This is a genomic window from Stenotrophomonas sp. ZAC14A_NAIMI4_1 (assembly GCF_003086915.1).
GTDB lineage: Bacteria > Pseudomonadota > Gammaproteobacteria > Xanthomonadales > Xanthomonadaceae > Stenotrophomonas.
The window spans coordinates 786,428-806,803 of sequence record NZ_CP026002.1; the positions used below are offsets into that span (position 1 = coordinate 786,428).

Annotated in this window: 20 protein-coding genes, 1 tRNA gene, 1 other RNA gene and 1 pseudogene; 10 read left to right on the forward strand and 13 right to left on the reverse strand. The window is 66.9% G+C overall.

All coding sequences use genetic code 11. The features are described from left to right. Positions 1-18 precede the first annotated feature (18 nt). From C1926_RS03530 to C1926_RS03545, 4 genes are read right to left on the reverse strand one after another with little or no spacing between them, the layout of a single operon-like run. The gene (locus C1926_RS03530; RefSeq protein WP_108758272.1) at positions 19-1,206 is read right to left on the reverse strand and encodes an MFS transporter; all 1,188 of its coding nucleotides are present in this window, start codon (positions 1,204-1,206) and stop codon (positions 19-21) included. A 47-nt stretch (positions 1,207-1,253) separates the two neighbouring features. Next, entirely contained in the window at positions 1,254-3,938 is a 2,685-nt protein-coding gene (metH, locus tag C1926_RS03535) for a methionine synthase (protein ID WP_108758273.1), read from the reverse strand. Then, positions 3,935-5,029: a homocysteine S-methyltransferase family protein gene (locus C1926_RS03540; protein ID WP_079222407.1), complete on the reverse strand. Its 1,095-nt coding sequence runs from the start codon at positions 5,027-5,029 to the stop codon at positions 3,935-3,937. Before C1926_RS03540 ends, metH begins: the two co-directional genes overlap by 4 nt. 7 nt (positions 5,030-5,036) lie before the next feature. Further along, a complete protein-coding gene (locus C1926_RS03545; RefSeq protein WP_079222406.1) occupies positions 5,037-5,966 on the reverse strand; it encodes a metalloregulator ArsR/SmtB family transcription factor in 930 nt (309 codons plus the stop codon). Positions 5,967-6,129: 163 nt separating this feature from the next. Between C1926_RS03545 and C1926_RS03550 the strand changes: the two genes are divergently transcribed. Continuing rightward, positions 6,130-7,278 (forward strand): acyl-CoA dehydrogenase family protein, encoded by a 1,149-nt coding sequence (locus C1926_RS03550; protein ID WP_108758274.1) that lies wholly within the window; start codon positions 6,130-6,132, stop codon positions 7,276-7,278. Positions 7,279-7,564: 286 nt separating this feature from the next. Here C1926_RS03550 and C1926_RS03555 read toward each other — a convergent pair. After that, positions 7,565-7,741 (reverse strand): annotated as a pseudogene (locus C1926_RS03555) (helix-turn-helix domain-containing protein); the annotation flags it as partial. 271 nt (positions 7,742-8,012) lie between these two features. On the opposite strand from C1926_RS03555, the gene C1926_RS03560 reads away from it, so the two are divergent. Together C1926_RS03560 and C1926_RS03565 are read left to right on the forward strand one after the other, a co-directional pair. Beyond that, the gene (locus tag C1926_RS03560; protein ID WP_108758275.1) at positions 8,013-8,459 is read left to right on the forward strand and encodes a GNAT family N-acetyltransferase; all 447 of its coding nucleotides are present in this window, start codon (positions 8,013-8,015) and stop codon (positions 8,457-8,459) included. Between the two features lie 113 nt (positions 8,460-8,572). Then, on the forward strand, positions 8,573-9,721 hold the full coding sequence (locus tag C1926_RS03565) for a DUF3667 domain-containing protein (protein ID WP_108758276.1): 1,149 nt from the start codon (positions 8,573-8,575) through the stop codon (positions 9,719-9,721). An 11-nt stretch (positions 9,722-9,732) separates the two neighbouring features. Here C1926_RS03565 and sugE read toward each other — a convergent pair whose 3' ends face one another. Beyond that, the gene (gene sugE / locus C1926_RS03570; RefSeq protein ID WP_079220830.1) at positions 9,733-10,050 is read right to left on the reverse strand and encodes a quaternary ammonium compound efflux SMR transporter SugE; all 318 of its coding nucleotides are present in this window, start codon (positions 10,048-10,050) and stop codon (positions 9,733-9,735) included. Between the two features lie 185 nt (positions 10,051-10,235). Between sugE and C1926_RS03575 the strand changes: the two genes are divergently transcribed. Both C1926_RS03575 and ffs read left to right on the forward strand, forming a co-directional pair. Next, the gene (locus C1926_RS03575) at positions 10,236-10,625 is read left to right on the forward strand and encodes a hypothetical protein (protein WP_108758277.1); all 390 of its coding nucleotides are present in this window, start codon (positions 10,236-10,238) and stop codon (positions 10,623-10,625) included. A gap of 165 nt (positions 10,626-10,790) precedes the next feature. Continuing rightward, positions 10,791-10,887, forward strand: an RNA gene (ffs, locus tag C1926_RS03580) — signal recognition particle sRNA small type. Positions 10,888-11,071: 184 nt separating this feature from the next. Here the strand turns inward: ffs and C1926_RS03585 are convergent. Beyond that, on the reverse strand, positions 11,072-11,839 hold the full coding sequence (locus C1926_RS03585; RefSeq protein ID WP_079220827.1) for an MBL fold metallo-hydrolase: 768 nt from the start codon (positions 11,837-11,839) through the stop codon (positions 11,072-11,074). Further along, positions 11,839-12,588: a 3-deoxy-D-manno-octulosonic acid kinase gene (locus C1926_RS03590; RefSeq protein WP_108758278.1), complete on the reverse strand. Its 750-nt coding sequence runs from the start codon at positions 12,586-12,588 to the stop codon at positions 11,839-11,841. The genes C1926_RS03585 and C1926_RS03590 overlap by 1 nt, the downstream gene beginning before the upstream one ends. A 20-nt stretch (positions 12,589-12,608) precedes the next feature. On the opposite strand from C1926_RS03590, the gene C1926_RS03595 reads away from it, so the two are divergent. After that, positions 12,609-13,655, forward strand: a complete 1,047-nt coding sequence (locus tag C1926_RS03595) for a glycosyltransferase family 9 protein (protein WP_108758279.1) — start codon at positions 12,609-12,611, stop codon at positions 13,653-13,655. A 51-nt stretch (positions 13,656-13,706) separates the two neighbouring features. On the opposite strand, the gene C1926_RS03600 is transcribed toward C1926_RS03595, so the two are convergent. Together C1926_RS03600 and C1926_RS03605 are read right to left on the reverse strand one after the other, a co-directional pair. Beyond that, a complete protein-coding gene (locus tag C1926_RS03600) occupies positions 13,707-14,093 on the reverse strand; it encodes a DUF6165 family protein (RefSeq protein ID WP_079220825.1) in 387 nt (128 codons plus the stop codon). A 149-nt stretch (positions 14,094-14,242) separates the two neighbouring features. Next, positions 14,243-14,333: transfer RNA gene (locus C1926_RS03605), tRNA-Ser, on the reverse strand. A gap of 166 nt (positions 14,334-14,499) precedes the next feature. Here C1926_RS03605 and C1926_RS03610 point away from each other — a divergent pair. Then, on the forward strand, positions 14,500-15,204 hold the full coding sequence (locus C1926_RS03610; RefSeq protein WP_079220824.1) for a protein phosphatase 2C domain-containing protein: 705 nt from the start codon (positions 14,500-14,502) through the stop codon (positions 15,202-15,204). A gap of 236 nt (positions 15,205-15,440) precedes the next feature. Then, a complete protein-coding gene (locus C1926_RS03615; RefSeq protein WP_108758280.1) occupies positions 15,441-16,355 on the forward strand; it encodes a transposase in 915 nt (304 codons plus the stop codon). Between the two features lie 81 nt (positions 16,356-16,436). Here the strand turns inward: C1926_RS03615 and dnaQ are convergent, their stop codons facing one another. Genes dnaQ through C1926_RS03630 form a run of 3 tightly spaced genes read right to left on the reverse strand, consistent with a single transcriptional unit; the run spans position 16,437 to position 18,279 of the window. Then, on the reverse strand, positions 16,437-17,165 hold the full coding sequence (gene dnaQ, locus C1926_RS03620; protein WP_108758281.1) for a DNA polymerase III subunit epsilon: 729 nt from the start codon (positions 17,163-17,165) through the stop codon (positions 16,437-16,439). Positions 17,166-17,169: 4 nt separating this feature from the next. Next, positions 17,170-17,622: a ribonuclease HI gene (rnhA, locus tag C1926_RS03625; protein ID WP_079220822.1), complete on the reverse strand. Its 453-nt coding sequence runs from the start codon at positions 17,620-17,622 to the stop codon at positions 17,170-17,172. Positions 17,623-17,634: 12 nt separating this feature from the next. Continuing rightward, positions 17,635-18,279: a class I SAM-dependent methyltransferase gene (locus C1926_RS03630; protein ID WP_079220821.1), complete on the reverse strand. Its 645-nt coding sequence runs from the start codon at positions 18,277-18,279 to the stop codon at positions 17,635-17,637. A gap of 11 nt (positions 18,280-18,290) precedes the next feature. Between C1926_RS03630 and gloB the strand changes: the two genes are divergently transcribed. Both gloB and C1926_RS03640 read left to right on the forward strand, forming a co-directional pair. After that, the gene (gene gloB / locus C1926_RS03635) at positions 18,291-19,055 is read left to right on the forward strand and encodes a hydroxyacylglutathione hydrolase (RefSeq protein ID WP_108758282.1); all 765 of its coding nucleotides are present in this window, start codon (positions 18,291-18,293) and stop codon (positions 19,053-19,055) included. Then, positions 19,052-20,257 (forward strand): lytic transglycosylase domain-containing protein, encoded by a 1,206-nt coding sequence (locus C1926_RS03640; protein WP_108758283.1) that lies wholly within the window; start codon positions 19,052-19,054, stop codon positions 20,255-20,257. The genes gloB and C1926_RS03640 overlap by 4 nt, the downstream gene beginning before the upstream one ends. Positions 20,258-20,376: the final 119 nt, after the last annotated feature.

Below are 20,376 nucleotides of genomic sequence, written 5' to 3' on the forward strand. Positions count from 1 at the left end.
CATTGCCCGGCGTTTTCGTCAGTGCGTGCCGGTGGCGCTGCGCCGCGCGCGGATCAACGGCAGGCTCAGCGCGAAGAAGCACAGCAGGGCGCCGACCAGGGCAAAGCCGCTGCCGGCGAGGAACGCGGTGCGGCCGTTGTCGATGGGCCACAGCTGGCCGGCGATGAGTGCGCCGAGCACGCCGCCGACACCGGACGAGAAGCCGTACAGCAGGCCCTGGCCGTGGCCGTTGAGCCGGCCCGGGAAATAGGTCGCCAGCATCTGCATGGCCGCGGCGAAGAAGGCGGCGAAGCCCAGCGCATGTGCGGTCTGCGCCACCAGCATCACCGGCAGGTTTTCCGGGAACAATGCGGTGACCGCCCAGCGCAGGCAGGAGCTGATCAGCGCGATCAGCAGCATCCAGCTGGCGTCGTAGCGGCGGAAGAAGCGGCCGATGGTGAAGAACACGCCCACCTCGAACACCACGCCGATGGTCCACAACAGGCCGAGGGTCGAGGTGCGGTAGCCGTGGTGGTCCATGTAGACCGAGAAGAACGTGTAGTACGGCCCGAACGACAGCTGTTCCATGAACGCGGCCAGGAAGAACGCGAGCACCGGCGGTCGGCGCACGATCTGCCAGAAACCGCTGGCGTCGCCCTCGGCCTTGCCGATGCCGCGTGCGTACTGGTTGCTGAAGGCCGAAGCCACCAGCAGGGCGAACAACGGCAGCATCATCCACGGCAGCAGCCCGGCGCGGCTGCCGCTGCCGTCGCCTTCGATCAGCCAGCCGAACAGGGTGACGATGGCGATGAAGCCCAGCGAGCCCCAGACCCGGATCAGCCCGTAACGATGGCTGTCGCTGCCCAGATGGGTGAGGGTGATCGACTCGAACTGCGGCATCACCGCGTTGTAGAAGAAGCAGAACACCACCATCGCCGGGTACATCCACGGCTGCGGCAGCGGCAGCAGGAACACCGCGAAACTCAGCAGCGTCAGCACGCAGCCCACCCGCAGCAGGCGGATCGGGCGTGGCGAGGCCGCCGCCAGTGATGTCCAGGTGCTGGGCGCGATCACGCGGGTGGCGTACCACAGGCCCATCATCACGCTGATGGCGGTGACGCTCATCCCGCGCGCGGTCAGGAACAGGCTCCAGTACGGCGTGAACGCGCCGAGCGCGGCGTAATAGAACAGGTAGAAGCTGGAGAGGCGGGCGGCGGGAACGGTCATCGCGGGAATAATGCACGTGGCGCCGGGGCATGCCCAGCGCTACCGCCTCATTCGGGGTCGTAGTCGAGGTTGGAGGCCAGCCAGCGCTCGGCCTGGGCGCGGTCGACGCCCTTGCGGCGGGCGTAGTCGCTGACCTGTTCGCGGCTGAGGCGGCCCACCACGAAATACTGGCTCTGCGGGTGGCTGAAGTAGTAGCCCGACACGGCGGCGGTGGGCAGCATGGCGAAGCTTTCGGTCAGCTCCATGCCGGCGTTGGACTCTGCCTGCAGGAGGTCGAACAGCCGGCGCTTTTCGCTGTGCTCGGGGCAGGCGGGATAGCCGGGCGCCGGGCGGATGCCGCGGTACTTTTCGTCGATCAGGGCTTCGTTGTCCAGCGTCTCGGCGTGGTCGTAGCCCCAGAATTCCGTGCGCACGCGCTGGTGCAGGCGTTCGGCCAGCGCTTCGGCGAAACGGTCGGCGAGGGCCTTCAGCAGGATCGCGTTGTAGTCGTCGTGGTCGGCTTCGAAGCGCGCGACGTGGGCGTCGATGCCGATGCCGGCGGTCACCGCGAAGGCGCCGATCCAGTCCTGCCGGCCACTGTCGGCAGGCGCGACGAAATCGGCCAGGCAGAAGTCCGGGCGCTCGGCCGGCTTGTCCACCTGCTGCCGCAGGAAGTGCAGGGTGGTTTCGCCCTGCGGGTGCTGCACGCGCACGTCATCGCCGACGCTGTTGGCCGGCCACAGCCCGAACACGGCCTTGGCCTGCAGCCACTTCTCGCCGACGATGCGGCCGAGCATCGCGCGTGCGTCGCGGTACAGCTCGCTGGCCTGGGTGCCGACGATCTCATCGGTGAGGATGGCCGGGTATTTGCCGGCCAGTTCCCACGCCTGGAAGAACGGCGTCCAGTCGATGTAATCGACCAGTTCGGCCAGCGGGTAGTCATCGAACACATGCAGGCCCGGCAGTTTGGGTGCCGGCGGTGTGTAGTTCACCCAGTCGCCCTGGAATTTCTGCCCACGCGCGTGTTCCAGTGAAACCAGGCGCTTGGCATCGCCGCGGTTGCGATGGCGGGCGCGGATGTCGGCGTAGTCGGCTTCGTTGGCGGCGACGAAGGCTTCGCGCAGATCGCGCGAGATCAGCGACTGGGCCACGCCGACGGCGCGCGAGGCATCCTTCACCCAGACGGTCGGCGCCTTGTAATGCGGGTCGATCTTCAGCGCGGTATGCGCGCGCGAGGTGGTCGCGCCGCCGATCAGCAGCGGCAGGTCGAAGCCCTGGCGCTCCATTTCGCGCGCCACGTGGCTCATTTCCTCCAGCGAGGGCGTGATCAGTCCGGACAGGCCGATCAGGTCGGCGTTGTGCTCGCGCGCGGCGTCGAGGATCTTCTGCGCCGGCACCATCACGCCCAGGTCCACGACCTCGAAGTTGTTGCAGGCCAGGACCACGCCGACGATGTTCTTGCCGATGTCGTGTACATCGCCCTTCACCGTGGCCATGATGATCTTGCCGTTGCTGCGGGCGGTGTCGCCGCTACGCGCCTTCTCCGCTTCGATGTAGGGCAGCAGGTAGGCCACGGCCTTCTTCATCACGCGCGCGGACTTCACCACCTGCGGCAGGAACATCTTGCCGGCGCCGAACAGGTCGCCGACCACGTTCATGCCGTCCATCAGCGGCCCTTCGATCACGTCCAGCGGGCGGCTGGAGGCCTGCCGCGCCAGCTCGGTGTCCTCCTCCACGAAGGCATCCAGGCCGTGCACCAGTGCGTGCGCCAGGCGCTGTGCCACCGGCTTTTCGCGCCAGGCGAGGTCTTCGGTTTTCGCCGCGCCCTTCTTGCCCTTGTAGCGCTCGGCAATCTCCAGCAGGCGTTCGGTGGCATCGCTGCGGCGGTTGAGGATCACGTCCTCCACGCGCTCGCGCAGCTCCGGCTCCAGCTCGTCGTAGATCGGCATGGCGCCGGCGTTGACGATGCCCATGTCCATGCCGGCGGCGATGGCGTGGTAGAGGAACACCGAGTGGATGGCCTGGCGCACCGTTTCATTGCCGCGGAACGAGAACGAGACGTTGGAGACGCCGCCGGACACATGGCAGTGCGGCAGGGTCTGCTTGATGATGCGGGTGGCTTCGATGAAGTCGACCGCGTAGTTGTCGTGCTCTTCGATACCGGTGGCGACGGCGAAGATGTTCGGGTCGAAGATGATGTCCTGCGGCGGGAAGCCGATCTCATCGACGAGGATGCGATAGGCGCGGGTACAGATCTCGACCTTGCGTGCGCAGGTGTCGGCCTGGCCGGCCTCGTCGAAGGCCATCACCACCGCGGCAGCGCCATAGCGCAGCACCTTGCGGGCGTGTTCGCGGAACAGCGCCTCGCCTTCCTTCAGCGAGATCGAGTTGACCACGCTCTTGCCCTGCAGGCACTTCAGGCCAGCCTCGATCACGCTCCACTTGGAGGAGTCGACCATCACCGGAATGCGCGCGATGTCCGGCTCGGACATGATCAGGTTGAGGTAGCGGGTCATCGCCGCTTCCGAATCGATCAGGCCTTCGTCCATGTTGACGTCGAGGATCTGCGCGCCACTGGCCACCTGTTGGCGGGCGACGTCCACCGCTTCTTCGTAGCGGCCTTCCTTGATGAGCTTGCGGAACTGCGCGCTGCCGGTGACGTTGGTACGTTCGCCGACGTTGACGAACAGCAGGTCCGGGGTGATGACCAGCGGTTCCAGGCCGGACAGGCGGGTGTAGGGCGAAGTGCTCATGCGGCCTGCTGCTCCTGTGCGCCGGGCAGGGCGCGCGGCGGCAGACCGGCCACGGCCTCGGCGATGGCGCGGATGTGGTCCGGCGTGGAGCCGCAGCAGCCACCGACCAGGTTCAGCAGGCCATCCTCGGCGAAGCCGCGCAGGGTGGCGGCCATTTCCTCGGGCGTCTCGTCGTACTCGCCGAAGGCATTGGGCAGGCCCGCATTGGGGTGGGCGCTGACGTGGCAGTCCGCCACCTGGGACAGGGTCTCCACGTGCGGGCGCATGGCGTCAGCACCCAGCGCGCAGTTCAGGCCGATCGACAGCGGGCGTGCGTGGGCAAGCGACGCATGGAACGCATCGGCGGTCTGCCCCGACAGGGTGCGGCCGGAGGCATCGGTGATGGTGCCGGAGATCATCACCGGCAGGCGTGCTCCGCGTGCATCGAAGGCCTCTTCCAGCGCATACAGCGCGGCCTTGGCGTTGAGCGTGTCGAAGATGGTCTCCACCATCAGGGTGTCGGCACCACCGTCGATCAGGCCTTCGATGGCCTCGCGGTAGGTATCGCGGAGTTCGTCGAAACTGGTGTTGCGGAAGCCGGGATCGTTCACGTCCGGGCTGATCGAGGCGGTACGGCTGGTCGGCCCGATCACGCCGATGACGAAGCGCGGCTTGTCCGGCGTGGTCGCTTCCACGGCATCGCAGCAGGCACGCGCGACGGCGGCGCCAGCCTTGTTCAGCTCATACACCAGGTGTTCCAGGTGGTAGTCGGCCTGGCTGACCGAGGTGGCGTTGAAGGTGTTGGTTTCCACCAGGTCCGCACCGGCCTGGAGGTAGGCGGTGTGGATATCGCCGATGACCTGCGGCCGGGTCAGCAGCAGCAGGTCGTTGTTGCCCTTCAGGTCATGGCCTTCCGGCGTGCCGTGGTCGCAGCCGGGGCCATGGCTGTGGTCGTAGCCCCCGGCGAAACGTTCGCCGCGGTAATCCGCTTCCTGCAGGCCATGGCGCTGGATCATGGTGCCCATCGCCCCATCGATGATCAGGATGCGCTCGCGCAGCGCGGCGAGCAGGGCATGGGCACGTTCGGGATGCAGCCAGGGCAGGGCGGACACGGCGACCTCAGGGCTTGTTGGCGATCAGCGAGATGACTTCAAAATGCGGCGGGCGCTTTTCACGGGTCACCGTTTCCAGGCTGGAGACCTGCAGCCCGGCCTTGTCGACGAACTTGCGCAGTTCCTTGTCGCTGAAGCCGAGGTTGACGTGGCCGTAGGCTTCCACCGCGGCCTTGTGCTCGTGGCGGGCCAGGCTGCACAGCAGCAGGCGGCCACCCGGGCGCAGCACGCGCGCGGACTCGGCCACGGCCTGCGCCGGCTTGCTGGCATAGGTCAGCGCGTGCATCAGCACCACCAGGTCGAACGTGCGGTCCTTGAAGGGCAGGGCGTGCATGTCGCCCTCGCGCACCTCCACGTTGGGCAGGCGGCGCAGGCGCTCGCTGGCGGCGGCCACCACGCGCGCGCTGGTGTCGATGCACACGTAGCGGCTGGCGTGCGGCGCGACCAGTTCGGCCAGCACGCCGTCACCGGAGGCGATGTCCAGCACGTCGCCGGTTTCCAGCAGCGGCAGTGCCGTGCGTGCCAGCGCTTCCCAGGTGCGGCCCGGGGAGTAGTGGCGCTCCATGTCGCCGGCCACGCTGTCGGCCCAGTTCTGGTCGGCGGCACGGCTGGCCATCACTGCGGCGACGCGTTCAGCATCCTGGCGCAGCAGCGGGTCATCGCTTCCGTTGCTCAAGGCATGCCACAATGCGCGTTGCGCCGGGTCCAGCTGGGCATCGTCGAAGCGGTAGTAGGCCGACACGCCGGCACGGCGGTCGCGGACCAGGCCCGCTTCCTTCAGGCGCGCCAGGTGGGTCGACACCCGCGGCTGCGCCAGCCGGGTGATCGCCGACAGCTCGGCCACGGTCAGCTCTTCCTGTTCCAGCAGCGCCAGCAGGCGCACACGGGTGGCGTCGGCGAACACCTTCAGGCGGGTCGACCAGTCTTCCAGATCCATAAATATCTACCTATCGCGATATAGAGATATATTCGCCGACGGCGCCTGTCCCGGTCAAGCCGCCACCGCCCCCAAGTCAGCCGCCGTTGCCCGGCCCCGGTACAATCGGCGCACCTGGGCACGCTGTGCGTGGCCCATATCATCATGTCCCTGGGAGGGTGTTGTGGATTTCAGCTTTACTGAAGAGCAGTTGATGCTGCAGGACGTTGCGCGGCGCATCGCGCAGGAAAAGATCGCCCCGAGCGCGGAGCACCATGACCGCACCGGCGAATTCCCCCTGGAGAACATCCGCCTGCTGGGCGAGAACGGCCTGATGGGCATCGAAGTGCCGACCGAATACGGCGGCGCGGGCATGGACCCGATTGCGTACGTGCTGGCGATGGTGGAGGTCGCCGCCGGTGATGCTGCGCATTCGACGATCATGTCGGTCAACAATTCGCTGTTCTGCAACGGCATCCTGACCCATGGCAGCGAGGCGCAGAAGCAGAAGTACGTGCGCGCCATCGCCGAAGGCGAGGCCATCGGTGCCTTCGCCCTGACCGAGCCGCAGTCCGGTTCGGACGCCACGGCCATGCGCTGCCGCGCGGTCAAGCAGGCCGACGGCACCTACATCATCAATGGCAAGAAGAGCTGGATCACTTCCGGCCCGGTGGCCAAGTACATCGTGCTGTTCGCGATGAGCGAGCCGGACAAGGGCGCACGCGGCATCACCGCCTTCCTCGTCGACACCGACAAGGCCGGTTTCGGCCGCGGCAAGACCGAGCCGAAGCTGGGCATCCGCGCCTCGGCCACGTGCGAGATCGAGTTCAACGATTACGTGGCCCAGGCCGAGGACGTGCTGGGCCAGGAAGGCGAGGGCTTCAAGATCGCCATGGGCGTGCTCGACGCCGGCCGCATCGGCATCGCCTCGCAGGCCATCGGCATCGCCCGTGCTGCCTATGAGGCAACCCTGGAATACGTGAAGGACCGCAAGGCCTTCGGTGCCGCCATCGGTACCTTCCAGATGACCCAGGCCAAGATCGCCGACATGAAGTGCAAGCTGGATGCGGCTCTGCTGCTGACCCTGCGCGCGGCATGGGTGAAGGGCGAGGGCAAGCGCTTCAGCAACGAAGCGGCCATCGCCAAGCTCACCGCGTCCGAAGCGGCCATGTGGATCACCCACCAGGCCGTGCAGATCCACGGCGGCATGGGCTATTCCAAGGAAATGCCGCTGGAGCGCTACTTCCGTGATGCCAAGATCACCGAGATCTACGAAGGCACCTCGGAAATCCAGCGCCTGGTGATCGCCCGCAACGAGACGGGCCTGCGCTGAGTTCGAGCGGCCGCACCGCTGCAATGGCGGCGCGGCCGTGCGTGGTTGCGCGCTGACGTTGGGCCGTGTGTAGATCCACGCCATGCGTGGATGGGCTCGGCTCTTATCTCTTCCGAGTCTGGCACCTTAGGTGCCGAGAGCCCGGCGCGGACGACCGTTCGGCTCTAGGTCTTTTCGATCGCTCTGTAGCAAGGATCTCCGCGCCGGTTTCTCCCTGATCCGCCCGCGGTTTCTCCCTGATCCGCCCGAACAGTTGATCGATGGTGGAAGGGAATGATGCCCCACCTGACCAATCTTGCCGACCATGCCGCCGAAGCCAGGAAAGGACCGTGCTGCGTCCCTGAATCCCGTAGCGCTCCTGGGCTTTTTTGTAGGTCAGTTCCCCGCGCTCGACCTGGTCGACCACCGACAACCTGAAGGCCAGCGAGTAATCCCGCTGGCTGCGCCTGATTGTTGATTTCATTGAACATTCCTTTTCCAGAGGGAAAAGGTGTCAACCCAATTCAGGACGGGTCAAGATAAATAAAAAAGGCTGCCCTTCGGGCGGCCTTTTTTATTTACCTGGCGCGGGACGCGAAGTGCGCTGCGCGCTTCGCCCCATGCGTTGCTGCGCAACGAATGGGCCCCTCCCTTTGCCTGCCTCTCCCCCCGAAGGCAGTAGATCCACGCCATGCGTGGATGGCGCGCCGCCCGGCAGCCCTTCCCCACCCGGCCCTACGCGCTATGGTCACGCCATGAAGACCCGCCCCTACCACCACAACGATCTGGCCGCCTGCCTGGCGATCTTTGACAGCAATCTGCCGACCTATTTCGCCCCGGAAGAACGCCCGGATTTCGAGTCGTTCCTGCGCGACCTGGCGGAGGAACACACCTATCAGGTCATCGAGCTCGACGGCAGCATCGTCGCCTGCGGGGGGCTGTCGCCACCCGCAAACGGCACCGCCGGGTTCTGCTGGGGGATGGTCGAAAAATCCCGGCACAGACAAGGTCTCGGCCGCCATCTTGCACGGATGCGCCTGCAGCAGGCCGCCACCGATCCCCGCGTGGAGCGCGTTGCGTTGAGCACCAGCCAGCACACCGAGGGCTTCTACACCGCGCTGGGCTTCCGCGTCACCAAGCGGGTGACGGACGGCCACGGCCCAGGAATCCACGCCGTTCACATGGAAGCACGCCTTCGGTAGATCCACGCCATGCGTGGATGGCGCACCCACAAACACCCCTGCCCCAAAAGCTGAACGAAACCTGAAAAATCGCTATCGTAGGCGACTTCAACCAATACCCGGCCCTTCGCCCGATGAACTCGACCGACAGCGTGCACGCCGCCCTGCCCGACGCCGGTTCTCCGGCGCATGGCACCTGCGAGAACTGCAACACCGCCCTGCATGGCCACTACTGCCACCAGTGCGGGCAGTCCGCGCACAACCCGCTCAAGCATGTCGGCCACGCCATCGAGGAAGTCTTCGAATCGTTCTGGCACCTGGACGGGCGCATCTTCCGCACGCTGCGCGACCTGTGGGTGCCCGGCCGCATTGCACTGAACTATCTCAAGGGCCGCCGGGTGGGCTACGTGCAGCCGTTGCGGCTGTTCGTCATCCTCACGCTGTTCACGTTCTTCATCGGCAAGATGTTCGTGCACGTTGACGATTTCAGCGTGGGCGCCAGCGGCAATTCGCTGTTCGGCAAAGCCACCACCGCCGAGCAGGTCGAGGCGGTGCGCGCGCAGCAGATGGCACTGATCGACCAGCAGGCCGGCACGGCCAATGCCGGCAACCCCGGCCTGGCCATTGCCAGGGCTGCCGTCAATGCAGCCGCGGCGCAGCGCAAGGCCGAACTCGGCACGCCCGCTGACGCCACCGCACCCACGGCCGGCGACGACCCCGGCACGTTCTTCAACTACAGCATCAACGGCAAGCCCTGGGATGCAGACAGCAATCCCATCGTGCTGGCCGGCCTGCCGCAGTTCGCCAACAACTGGCTCAACCGGCGCCTGCAGAACGGCAACGCCAACATCCAGCGCATGGGCGGCAAGACCGACCTGTACATGCAGGCGATCCTCACCGCCCTGCCCGGTGCGCTGTTCTTCCTGATGCCGGTGTTTGCGCTGGTCCTGCGCATCGCCTACATCCCGCGCCCGATGGGCTACCTCGAACACCTGGTGGTGGCGCTGTACAGCCACTGCTGGCTGATGATGGTGGTACTGGCGACCTTCCTGGTCGCCAGCATCAGCAACGCGCTGGCCTCACCCCTGATCACCACGCTCAGCCCATGGCTGCTCGCGCTGCTGTGGCTGTCGGTGCCGGTCTACCTGCTGTGGATGCAGCAGCGCGTCTATGGCGGCAACAAACTGCTGACCCTGCTGCGCTACGCCCTCATCGGCGGCGTCTACTTCTTCCTGGTCAACGTAGTGGTGATGTATGCGGCACTGGCAGGCATTTCCGCCTGACCGCCGCAGCTTCAACTACTGGAGAGCTTCATCAGCACCAGGCCGGAAACAATCAGCACGGCCGCACCGATGCGCATCGCGCTGACCTGTTCGCCGAGGAACACGATGCCGACCACAAAGGCACCGACCGCGCCGATGCCCGTCCAGATCGTGTAGGCGGTACCCAGTGGCAGCGTGCGCATGGCCACGGCCAGCAGCCAGAAGCTGGCGATCATGCCGACAAGGGTGATCACGCTGGGAGCAAGACGGGTGAAGCCCTCGGACTGCTTCATCGCCACGGCCCAGACGATTTCCAGCAGGCCGGCAAACAACAGATAGATCCAGGCCATGACGGCCCTCCTCTTGGTAGGGCCAGGCCGTCCTGGTCATTGATTCCCGATGCGGGGGAGGTCGTTCCTCCTGCGGCCGCATTCTAGCAACGCCGGATGCGCGGGGCCGTGCTGCGCGCACTGTGATTACACAGGGTTCAGGCGGAGCGGCCATGCCATGATGGCGCTTTCGTCCGGGGTGCTGCATGAGCGTTGAAGAGGATCTGACGACGTGGCTGGCTGCAACGTTGCGCGAACCACGCCCGGCATCGCTGCGCGGCTACTGCTTCAACCTGGTGGACGGTGCGGCCGCCGACGAAGCCAGCTTTACCCTGGAACTGGTCGGCTGCGAGCGCTTCGATGCCAATGACCCGGACTGGCCATGCGACGAGTGCTGGCGCCCCAGCCATCCGCCACTGGAAATCGCCACTGCGTTCACCGGGCCGGACTGGGAAAGCTGCCTGGAAAACATGCGCGGGCTGCTGTTGCCGTTGGTGCAGGAAGGCACGCCCGGTGCGCCATTGCGCATGGCCCAGGGCGTCGGCCTGGGCTTCGTGGACGGCGACCTGCACCTGCTGTGGCAACGCGGGGATTGAAAACCGCGCGTGACGCTGGCGCGTACCTGCCCGCCTGCGCTAGAATGCGCGCCTGCCATCGGCCAGCCGATGTGCAGTCCGGCTGTGGTCTCCGGCGCGCGACGCGCTGCTTCCCCTGATCCGTGAACCGGCCGCCCTTGGGCGGCCAACGTCTCTATGGTGGCCCCGTCGGCCCCTCGCGACGCTAGGTCGAAAATCCCGCCAGGGCCGGAAGGCAGCAACGGTATCGATCGACGCGGGCGCCGAGGTCAGCCGGCGGGGCCACCGCCTTTTTGGGCGATGCCCCGCCCGCCCGCGCTTCGCCGGGCATGGCCCGGCGCTACCGACGCCCATCGCTCAGACTCTGGTAGATGCCAACCTTGGTTGGCGCGCTTCGCCGTGCACGGCCCGGCGCTACCGGGCACTCGTTCTGATGCATTCCAGGCAGATGGACTGGCCCATGGCCGTCACGGCGGATCCTGCGCCAGCACGTGCGGCGCCGTCGGGGTCGCCAGCGGCACGCACTGCCCCGGCTGCGCCACGCGGTGCCCACGCGCGGCCAGCGCCTGGCCATCGGCCGCGCTGGCGTAGTGGTAGAGCATCATCCGCGACTGCAGCTCGGCGCTGTACTCGCGCTCCAGGTCATCCACGCCGGTGTGCGAAGGATTGCCATGCAGTCCGCAGTCGTGGGCGATCAGTTCGTTGTCGTTGGCAAAGCGCGCCAGCATCTCCGGAATCGGCCGGGTATCGCCGCTCCAGGTCAACGCGCCCTGCAGGCGCAGGCCATAGGCGGTCTCCGGCCAGTGGTGGCGTGCCGGGAACACTTCCAGGCGTACGCCCTCATGCCAGAACGCATCGCCCACCACGACCAGCTGGAAGGCATCCCAGAAGTTTGCACCGCCTTCGGCCAGCACGTTGGGGTAATCGCCCACGCGCTTGTGCAGCAGCGGCACCACGGTGGCCGGCACGTACAGGCGCACTTTGCCGCGCCGGTGCGTGTTGAAGAAGGTATCCACGAACAGCCGCTCGAAGCCGGCCACGTGGTCCAGGTGGACGTGGGTGACGAACAGCGCCTGCGGCAGGTGCCCGTAGTGCGCCTTGAAGGCGGTCAGGCCCTCGCCACCGCAATCGATGGTCAGCCACGGGCGGCCATCACGCTCGATGACCGACATGGGGGAACCCAGCTCGACCGCCGACGCATTGCCGACCCCGAGAAAACGCAACGACCAGTCCATCAGGTGCCCCGGTTCCAGGCCATGTCATAGGCGCGACGCAGCCGCGCGTAGTCCTTCTGCACGTCTTCCACGCTGCGCTCGCCGCGCAGCTTGACCAGCGAGCGCAGCAGGCGCTTGAGGTTGCGCTCGCGCCAGGCCGTGGCCGGGATGCGGATGACCCCGCGGTCGAAGTCGATCAGCCAGCCGTGGCCATTGCCATCGAACAGGATGTTGTGGGCGTTGAGGTCGGCATGGTCCAGGCCGGCGCGATGGAAGCGCGCGATCAGCCGGCCCGCCTCTTCCCACGGCGCGCCACGGCCGGCCACCAGCGCGCGGTCGGCCAGCGAGCGCACGCCCTCGATGCGTTCCATCAGGATGGCCGCGCGGTAGCGCATGCCTTCACGCATGTAGAAGGCCGCTATCGGCCGGGGCACCGGCAGCTTCTGCGCGCGCAGGGCGCGCATCAGCCGGAATTCGGCAAAACTGCGGGTACGGTCGGCGCCGCGCCAGATGTACTGGTCCCGGCTGAGCTTGGCTGCCAGGCCGCCGCGCAGGTAGTGGCGCAGCACCCCGGGACCAAAGGAGGCATCGACGAACCAGGCACTGCCCCGCCCGCCTTCACCCACCGGCCGGGCCTTGCTGCCCCAGTGCTGGGGCGAGAACAGGCCGACGTCGGCTTGCCGCAGCCGCTCGCGGTCGAACAGAATGGCCCCGATGCCGCGACCCTCGCGGCATGGCGTCAGCGCTTCATTGGCGTCAAATACGACCATTCCATTGAGTCTAACAACACATGGCATCAGCGTCCTCATCCTTGTGCCTCCTGCGCCTGTCTGCCCTGGGGGATGTCACCCACGTTGTTCCCCTGGTGCGCACCCTGCAGGCCGCGCGCCCGGACACGCCGATCCACTGGATCATCGACAAGGTCGGCCACAAGCTGCTGGATGGCCTGCCTGGCGTGGTGTTCCATGCGTACGACAAGAAGACCGGCATGGCCGGGGTCAAGGAGCTGCGCACGCAGCTGCCGCCGGGCCGCTTTGAAGCGCTGCTGCAGATGCAGGTCGCCTTCCGCGCGAACCTGCTTTCGGCCTTCATTCCAGCCGAGCGCCGCATCGGCTACGACCGCAGCCGTTCCAAGGACCTGCACGGACTGTTCATCAACGAACGCATTCCCGACCGCCCGGGCATCCACGTGCTCGATGCCATCGGCAGCTTCTGCGAACCCCTGGGCCTGCGCCAGACCGAAGTGAGCTGGGACCTGGCCGTACCGCCGTCGGCCTACGAATGGGCGGCAGCGCAGTGGGCCGATGATGGCCGACCGGTGCTGATGATCTCGCCGTGCTCCAGCCACGTCATGCGCAACTGGTACGCCGACCGCTATGCCGCCGTGGCCAACCATGCCAGCGCGCGTGGCTGGCAGGTGGTGCTGTGCGGCGGCCGCAGCGAGCTGGAGCGCAGCATGGCCGATGCCATCCTGACCCAGCTGACGACGCCGGCGCTGGACCTGGTGGGCAGGGACACGCTGAAGCAGCTGCCGGCCCTGCTGGCCCGCGCCAACCTGGTGATGACGCCTGATTCCGGCCCGATGCATATCGCCAACGCGATGGGCGCCAAGGTGCTGGGCCTGCATGCGGCCAGCAACCCGCACCGCAGCGGCCCCTATTCCGACCGGCGCTACTGCGTGGACCGTTACGACGATGCCGCGCGCAAGTACCTGGGCAAGACCGCTGCCGATCTGAAGTGGGGCACCAAGATCGAGTTCGACGATGTGATGGAACTGATCACCGTCGAGGACGGCATCGCCGCCTTCGAGCGCTACGTCGCCGATCACCTCGGCTGAGCGACCGGTGCGGGCCGCCCATGGCCCGCACCCTCCACGCAGGGCGTGGGGTTACTTGTAGGACTTCTCTTCCACGTACGCCGAGCCCAGCGCCAGGTTGATCGCCTTCTTGATGCGCGCGCGCTCGTCGTTGCGCAGGTAGACGCTGCGGGCCAGGTCGACGAACGCCTGGTCGAAGGCCTGCGCCTTTTCCTTCAGGCGGACCTCGTCCTCGATGTCCCACAGCTGCTCGTTGACCGCCTTCAGATCGGCACGCAGCTTGGCGATGTCCTTCACCGCGGCCGGGTGGCCCATCCAGGTGGTATCCAGCGCGGACAGTTCGCGGCGCACGTTGGCCAGCTTGCCTTCATCGCTGATGCGCTCGGACTTGATCTGCAGGATCGAGATCTTGTCCAGCAGCTCGCCGAAGGAAACAGGCACAAGGATTTCAGCGGTCATGGCAGCGCTCCAGCAGGTAATGGCACATGGTAACCCGCAGTGTGCGAACGGCATCCACGCACGGCGTGGATCTACTGACCTGCCGGAGGACTGTCCCGCGCCAGATCAAAAAAAACGGGCTGCCCTGAGGCAGCCCGTTTTTTTTAATCTGGCGGAGAGGGGGGGATTCGAACCCCCGAGGCGCTATAAACGCCTGCCTGATTTCGAGTCAGGTACATTCAACCGCTCTGCCACCTCTCCAGGTGTTCCCCGGCGAACCGGGGACGCGCATCATACGAGGAAGCGCGGCAGACCACAAGCCATTGCGGCCCATCATGTGAAAATTTTCTGACTGAACGCCTTGCCGGATGTCCGCTTGGCCGTGATGATGCCGTTCTCCCCGGCATGACCCCGCCCAGCAACCACCATGATTGAATTCGGACACCTCACCCACCCTGGCCTGCGCCGCGAGCTCAACGAGGACACCTATTACGGTGACAGCGAGCTGGCCCTGTGGCTGGTGGCCGACGGCATGGGCGGGCACGCCTGCGGTGAGGTGGCCAGCGCCCTGGCACGCGAGACCATCGTCCGCGAGATCCGCCGCGGCGCGCCGCTGGCGCACGCCATCCGCACCGCCGATGAAGAGATCATCCGCGCGTCGCGGCGGCGCAACGACACCCTGCCGATGGGCACCACCGTGGTCGCCGCGCGCGTGCAGGGCAACCGCTATGAAGTGGCCTGGGTGGGCGACAGCCGCGCCTACCTGTGGCGCGACGGCCAGCTGGCCCAGCTCAGCCAGGACCACAGCGTGGTGCAGGAACTGGTGGCGCAGGGCAACCTGACCGCCGAACAGGCGCGCGCCCACCCGCACCGCAACGTGGTCACCCAGGCCCTGGGCGTGACCGACCCGAACCATCTGAACGTGGCCACCACCAGCGGCGAACTGCGCCCGGGCATGCAGCTGCTGCTGTGCAGCGACGGCCTGACCGAAGACGTCGACGACCGCGACATCGCCCGTACCCTGGCCTACGACGACGCCAGCGCCCAGGAATGCGTGGACAGCCTGGTCGCCTCGGCATTGGACGGCGGCGGGTCGGACAACATCACCGTCATCCTGGTGCGCTGCCACTGATCCTGGAGCCGAGCATGGGCTCGGCTCTTATCTCTTCCGAGTCTGGCACCTTAGGTGCCGAGAGCCCGGCGCGGACGACCGTTCGGCTCTAGGTCTTTTCGATCGCTCTGTAGCAAGGATCTCCGCGCCGGTTTCTCCCTGATCCGCCCGAACAGTTGATCGAGCTGGCACTCGTACTGATAAGACTGGGCAAGCGGGGGGAGCTCTCGACCCTGTCAGCCTAGCGGAGTTGCCTCATGTTTGGGATCGGAATCGACGTCAGCGGTGAGAATCTGGATGTAGCCGTCCATGAACAGGCCTTCCGTCAGTTCAAGAACAACAAGCGGGGCTGGGCCAGTCTGATCAGGTGGCTGCAGCAGTGGCCAGCCAAGCAGGTCGTGCTGGAGGCCAGCGGCGGCTATGAACAGAAGGCGCTGGACGCCTTGCACGGAGCTGGCTTGCCGATGGTGCGGATCAACCCAGGCCGTGGCCGCAGCTTCGCCTCAGCCACCGGGAAGCAGGCCAAGACCGATCGCATTGACGCCATGGTTTTGGCTCACATGGCCGACGCTCTCAAGCTGACCCGCTACGTCCCGCCAGCGGCCTGGCAGCGCCGTCTGGGTGAGCTCTGCCAGCGTCGGCGCCATCTGGTGCAGATGCGGGTGAGCGAGCATCAGCGCATGCGCGCGTTCAGCGAACCCAGCCTGATTTCCATGCTGAATCAGCATCTGCGCGAGATCCAGAGGAGCATCAAGCAGCTCGATTCCATCATCGCAGCGCTCTTGGCCGAGCAGGATGGATGGCGTGATTTTGCCAAGCTCAAAGGCGCTGGCCCGGTGCTGATGGCAACCCTGGCCTGCGAGCTGCCGGAGCTGGGAAGGCTCAGTGGGAAAGCCATCTCGGCGTTGGTAGGGGTTGCCCCCATGAGCCGCGAAAGCGGCACCTGGAAAGGACGACGGAGTATCACCGGTGGCCGTGCCGTTGTACGCGAAGCGCTCTACATGGCAGCGCTGACCGCCAAACGCTATGAGCCCCGGCTCAAGGAATTCTTTGAATCCCTCGTCAACCAAGGCAAGCCAGGCAAGGTGGCCCTGGTCGCGGTGATGCGCAAGATGCTGGTGATCCTCAACGCCCGCAAGCGGGACGCGGAGGCCCAGATGGCCTCCGCCTAACAAGACAGTTGCTACAGTAGATCCACGCCATGCGTGGATGACGCGCCGTGGATGCCGGCCAGCGGCCGGCACTACCACTACTTACGCGCTTGCGGCCTCTTCCACCTTCGGGCCATCCCACAAGGCGTGGCCGGCCTTCTTGCGCAGGCGTTCCAGGCGCGCGGTGTGCGCCTCCAGCTCCGATGCCGTGGCCACCACGCGCGGGCGCGGCAGCAGCGCGCTGGTATCGAAGGCCAGCAGCGCGGCACCGTCGGCCCCGCTGTCGTCTTCCAGGCCGAAGCCGATCTCTTCCTGCCCCGAGGTCAGCGCGATGTAGACATCGCCCAGGATCTGCGCATCGAGCAGGCCGCCGTGCAGCGCACGGTGCGAGTTGTCCACGCCCAGGCGCCGGCACAGGGCGTCCAGCGAATTGCGCTGGCCGGGGAAGCGCTCGCGCGCCATCGCCAGGGTATCGATCACCGTGCAGCGGTCGGTGATCTTGCCGTACTGCGGCCCCAGCAGGGACAGCTCGTAATCCAGGAAGCCCAGGTCGAACGCCGCGTTGTGGATGATCAGCTCGGCGCCATCGATGAACGCCAGGAACTCATCGGCGATCTGCGCGAACTCGGGCTTGTCGGCCAGGAAATCCAGGCTCAGGCCGGTGACTTCCTGCGCGCCCTGCTCGAAGTCGACGTCGGGCCTGATGTACTGGTGGTAGTTGTTGTTGGTCGGGCGGCGCTTGAACAGCTCCACGCAGCCGATTTCAACGATGCGGTTGCCCTTCTTCCATTCCAGGCCGGTGGTTTCGGTATCGAGGATGATCTGACGCATGGGCTCAGTTTACCGGGCTGCCGTCGCGGATCTGGATCGCGGCATTACGCGCCAGGGTGTCGACCCGCTCATTGTCCGGGTCGCCGGAGTGGCCCTTCACCCAGCGCCAGTCGATCTGGTGCCGCAGCGTGGCCGCATGCAGGCGCTCCCACAGCTCGCGGTTCTTCACCGGGTCGCCGCCGGCCGTCTTCCAGTTCTTGCGGATCCAGCCCGGCATCCACTGGGTCAGGCCCTGCCGCACATACTGCGAATCGGTGTAGAGCACGATGTCGCACGGCTCGGTCAGCGTCTCCAGCCCGGAAATGGCTGCCATCAGCTCCATCCGGTTGTTGGTGGTGTGCGCTTCGCCGCCGCTCAGTTCGCGCTCGTGGCCCTTGTAGCGCAGCAGAGCGGCCCAGCCACCGGGGCCGGGATTGCCGAGGCAGGAACCGTCGGTGTGGATTTCAATGGTTTTCAATACAACTCCAGATCAGGTAGCAACGGTGCCGTGCCAGCGCACCGGCAGCGGGGTCGGCCCGGGCAGGGCCAGCGTACGTTTTTCGGCATGGAACAGGCAGGCCGCGCGCAGCGGCGCCCAGCCCGCGCGACGGCGGCTGCCAGCCCCCTGCCACAGCGGGCCCAGGTAGCGGGTGTCATCGCATTCCAGCCCATGGCGGGCCAGCAGCAGGCGCAGCCGCTGCGGCGTGCGCACCACCAGCCCATGCTGGCGCCAGCGGGTGCGGTACGGGCTGAACGGGTTGAGGCTGCTCAGCCACAGCTGGCCGCCGGGCATCAGCACGCGCGAGCACTCATCCAGCAGGTAATCGGCATCGGCGGCGGTCACGTGCTGCAGCACGATGGCGTTGACGCTCTCGTTGGCCAGCGGCAGCGGCAGCGCGCAGCGGGTATCACCGGCATAGCCGGCGCCGTCGCGGTACAGGCGCAGGCCGCGGCCGCCCAGCTGCGCATCCTCCAGCCAGGATGCCGTGGGGGCGATCCACAGCCAGGGCTGGGACGGCAGGGTGGCCAGCCGCGGCAGCAGCAGCTGACGCTCGAGCACGCGCAGGGCCGCCGCCGGCTCGCTGTCGAACCACGGCACCAGGCTCGCTTGACGGTGGCTCTGCAGCAGGGGCATGGTCCAATTCTATGCGACTGACTGCCCTGCCCGCATTTGCGGATAACTACATCTGGATGCTGATCGCCGACGATGGCGCCGCCGTGGTCGTCGACCCCGGCGATGCCGCGCCCGTGCTGGCCCTGGCCGACCAAGGCCTGCGCGTGGACACCATCCTGCTGACCCACCACCACGACGACCACATCGGCGGCGTACCCGCGCTGCAGGCGCGTTTTCCCAGCGCGCGGGTCATCGCTCCGGTCGAGGAGCGGATCCCGACTGCCACCGAGCGGGTGGGCGAAGGTGAACGCGTTCAGGCACTAGGCCGGATGTTCCACGTACTATCCGTGCCCGGGCATACCCGCAGCCACATCGCGTTTCACACTGCTGAACATCTTTTCAGCGGAGATGCGTTGTTCAGCCTGGGCTGTGGACGCCTGTTCGAAGGTACGCCGTCCCAGCTGCTGGCGTCGATGCGCAAGCTGGGTACCTTGCCCGTGCAACTGCTGCTTTGTTGCGCCCATGAGTACACCGTGTCAAATGCCGTCTTCGCGCGGCATGTCGACCCCGCCAACGCTGCCCTGTGGCAGCGCCAAGAGGAGGCTTTGGCCATGCGCCGCGATGACCGTTCCACCCTGCCGGTAACCCTGGCCAACGAACTGGACTGCAATCCGTTCCTGCGTGTGCACACCGCGCCGATCCGCGCGGCGGTGTCGGCGCACCTGGGGCGCGATGTCGTTGACGACGTCGATGTCATGGCCGGTCTCCGGCACTGGAAAGACGGCTTCCGCGCATGATGCGCCGAAGTCTGCCGCTGGCCCTGGGCCTTGTCCTGGGGCTGGCCGGAAACGCGGGCGCGCAGTCGCTGGGCGCCGGCATCAGCCAGAACCTGACCGCCGCGTCGGCCGTGCCGATGGACCCGGCCCTGCTGCCGGCCGCGTCGGTCCGCAACGGCCAGGAGATCTTCGCCAGCTTCCGCGAGGGCCTGGCCGAGCCGACCTGTGACGCTGACGCAACCAGCCCGCGCTGGCAGAAGCAGTTTGCCCACGCCCCCTCGCGCCTGGCCAACCAGGATGACGATGCGCTGGTGCTGTTCGGCTATGTGGTCGAAGAACTGCGCAAGGCCAGCCTGCCCACCGAATTTGCGCTCATCCCGTTCGTGGAGAGCGGCTACCGCCCCAACGCCCGCAACGGCAGCGGCCCCACCGGCCTGTGGCAGTTCATCGCCACCACCGCGCGCAACCACCGCGTGCCGATGGCCAACGGCTACGACGGCCGCCTCTCGGCGGTCGATTCCACCCAGGCCGCGGTGCGCTACCTGAAGACCCTGCACGGCATGTTCGGCGGCGATTGGCGCCTGGCGACCATGGCCTACAACGCCGGCGAGTACCGCGTGCTGCAGTCGATGCGCAAGGCGGGGATGAACGCCCAGAACGCCAAGCCGGCCGCCCTGCCCGGACTGTCGCCGGTCACCCATGCCTACGTCGAGAAGCTGCATGCCCTGGCCTGCGTGCTGGAAGACGTGGAAGACAAGCCCAGCGTGATGGCCTCGCTGGACCGCACGGTGCCGGTGCTGAAGGACCACACCCTGCCGGCCGGCACCAGCGTGCAGCAGTGGGCCGCGCAGCGCGCGTTGGACCCGGCACGCATCGCCCGCCTGAACCCGGCCCTGGCCGGCAGCGGCCGCCCGTCGGGCACCACCCGCGTGCTGGCCCCGGTCGCCGCGGCCTCCGCGCCGGTGTCCGATATTGCCTCGGTGGCCACCGCCGCGGGCGCGGCCACCGCCACTGCAAGCCTGCAGCCGGCCCCGCAGGTCGCCAAGGTCGTGGCCAGCGCCGCTGACCGCCCGCGCAGCCGTCGCCACACCGTGCGCAACGGCGAATCGGCGTGGACCATCGCCCGCCGCTACGGCATGCCGGTCAAGGCGCTGCTGTCGTTGAACGGCCTGAGCGGCAGCGCCGTACTGAAGCCGGGCGCCGTGCTGCGCATCGAAGACTGACCGCGGCACTCCGCTCTCTGTAGAGGTCGAGCCTGCTCGACCGATCTTCTGCACTTGTAGAGTCGAGCTTGCTCGACTGCTCCATCGCTCTTTGTAGAGTCGAGCCATGCTCGACGGCT

Excerpts from the sequence above, each read along its gene's own strand:
- C1926_RS03530 (WP_108758272.1), bottom strand. The coding sequence starts at position 1,206 with ATGACCGTTCCCGCCGCCCGCCTCTCCAGCTTCTACCTGTTCTATTAC.
- metH (WP_108758273.1), bottom strand. The coding sequence starts at position 3,938 with ATGAGCACTTCGCCCTACACCCGCCTGTCCGGCCTGGAACCGCTGGTC.
- C1926_RS03545 (WP_079222406.1), bottom strand. The coding sequence starts at position 5,966 with ATGGATCTGGAAGACTGGTCGACCCGCCTGAAGGTGTTCGCCGACGCC.
- C1926_RS03560 (WP_108758275.1), top strand. The coding sequence starts at position 8,013 with ATGAAGACCCGCCCCTACCACCACAACGATCTGGCCGCCTGCCTGGCG.
- C1926_RS03565 (WP_108758276.1), top strand. The coding sequence starts at position 8,573 with ATGAACTCGACCGACAGCGTGCACGCCGCCCTGCCCGACGCCGGTTCT.
- sugE (WP_079220830.1), bottom strand. The coding sequence starts at position 10,050 with ATGGCCTGGATCTATCTGTTGTTTGCCGGCCTGCTGGAAATCGTCTGG.
- C1926_RS03575 (WP_108758277.1), top strand. The coding sequence starts at position 10,236 with ATGAGCGTTGAAGAGGATCTGACGACGTGGCTGGCTGCAACGTTGCGC.
- C1926_RS03585 (WP_079220827.1), bottom strand. The coding sequence starts at position 11,839 with ATGGACTGGTCGTTGCGTTTTCTCGGGGTCGGCAATGCGTCGGCGGTC.
- C1926_RS03590 (WP_108758278.1), bottom strand. The coding sequence starts at position 12,588 with ATGGTCGTATTTGACGCCAATGAAGCGCTGACGCCATGCCGCGAGGGT.
- C1926_RS03595 (WP_108758279.1), top strand. The coding sequence starts at position 12,609 with ATGGCATCAGCGTCCTCATCCTTGTGCCTCCTGCGCCTGTCTGCCCTG.
- C1926_RS03600 (WP_079220825.1), bottom strand. The coding sequence starts at position 14,093 with ATGACCGCTGAAATCCTTGTGCCTGTTTCCTTCGGCGAGCTGCTGGAC.
- C1926_RS03610 (WP_079220824.1), top strand. The coding sequence starts at position 14,500 with ATGATTGAATTCGGACACCTCACCCACCCTGGCCTGCGCCGCGAGCTC.
- C1926_RS03615 (WP_108758280.1), top strand. The coding sequence starts at position 15,441 with ATGTTTGGGATCGGAATCGACGTCAGCGGTGAGAATCTGGATGTAGCC.
- dnaQ (WP_108758281.1), bottom strand. The coding sequence starts at position 17,165 with ATGCGTCAGATCATCCTCGATACCGAAACCACCGGCCTGGAATGGAAG.
- C1926_RS03630 (WP_079220821.1), bottom strand. The coding sequence starts at position 18,279 with ATGCCCCTGCTGCAGAGCCACCGTCAAGCGAGCCTGGTGCCGTGGTTC.
- gloB (WP_108758282.1), top strand. The coding sequence starts at position 18,291 with ATGCGACTGACTGCCCTGCCCGCATTTGCGGATAACTACATCTGGATG.
- C1926_RS03640 (WP_108758283.1), top strand. The coding sequence starts at position 19,052 with ATGATGCGCCGAAGTCTGCCGCTGGCCCTGGGCCTTGTCCTGGGGCTG.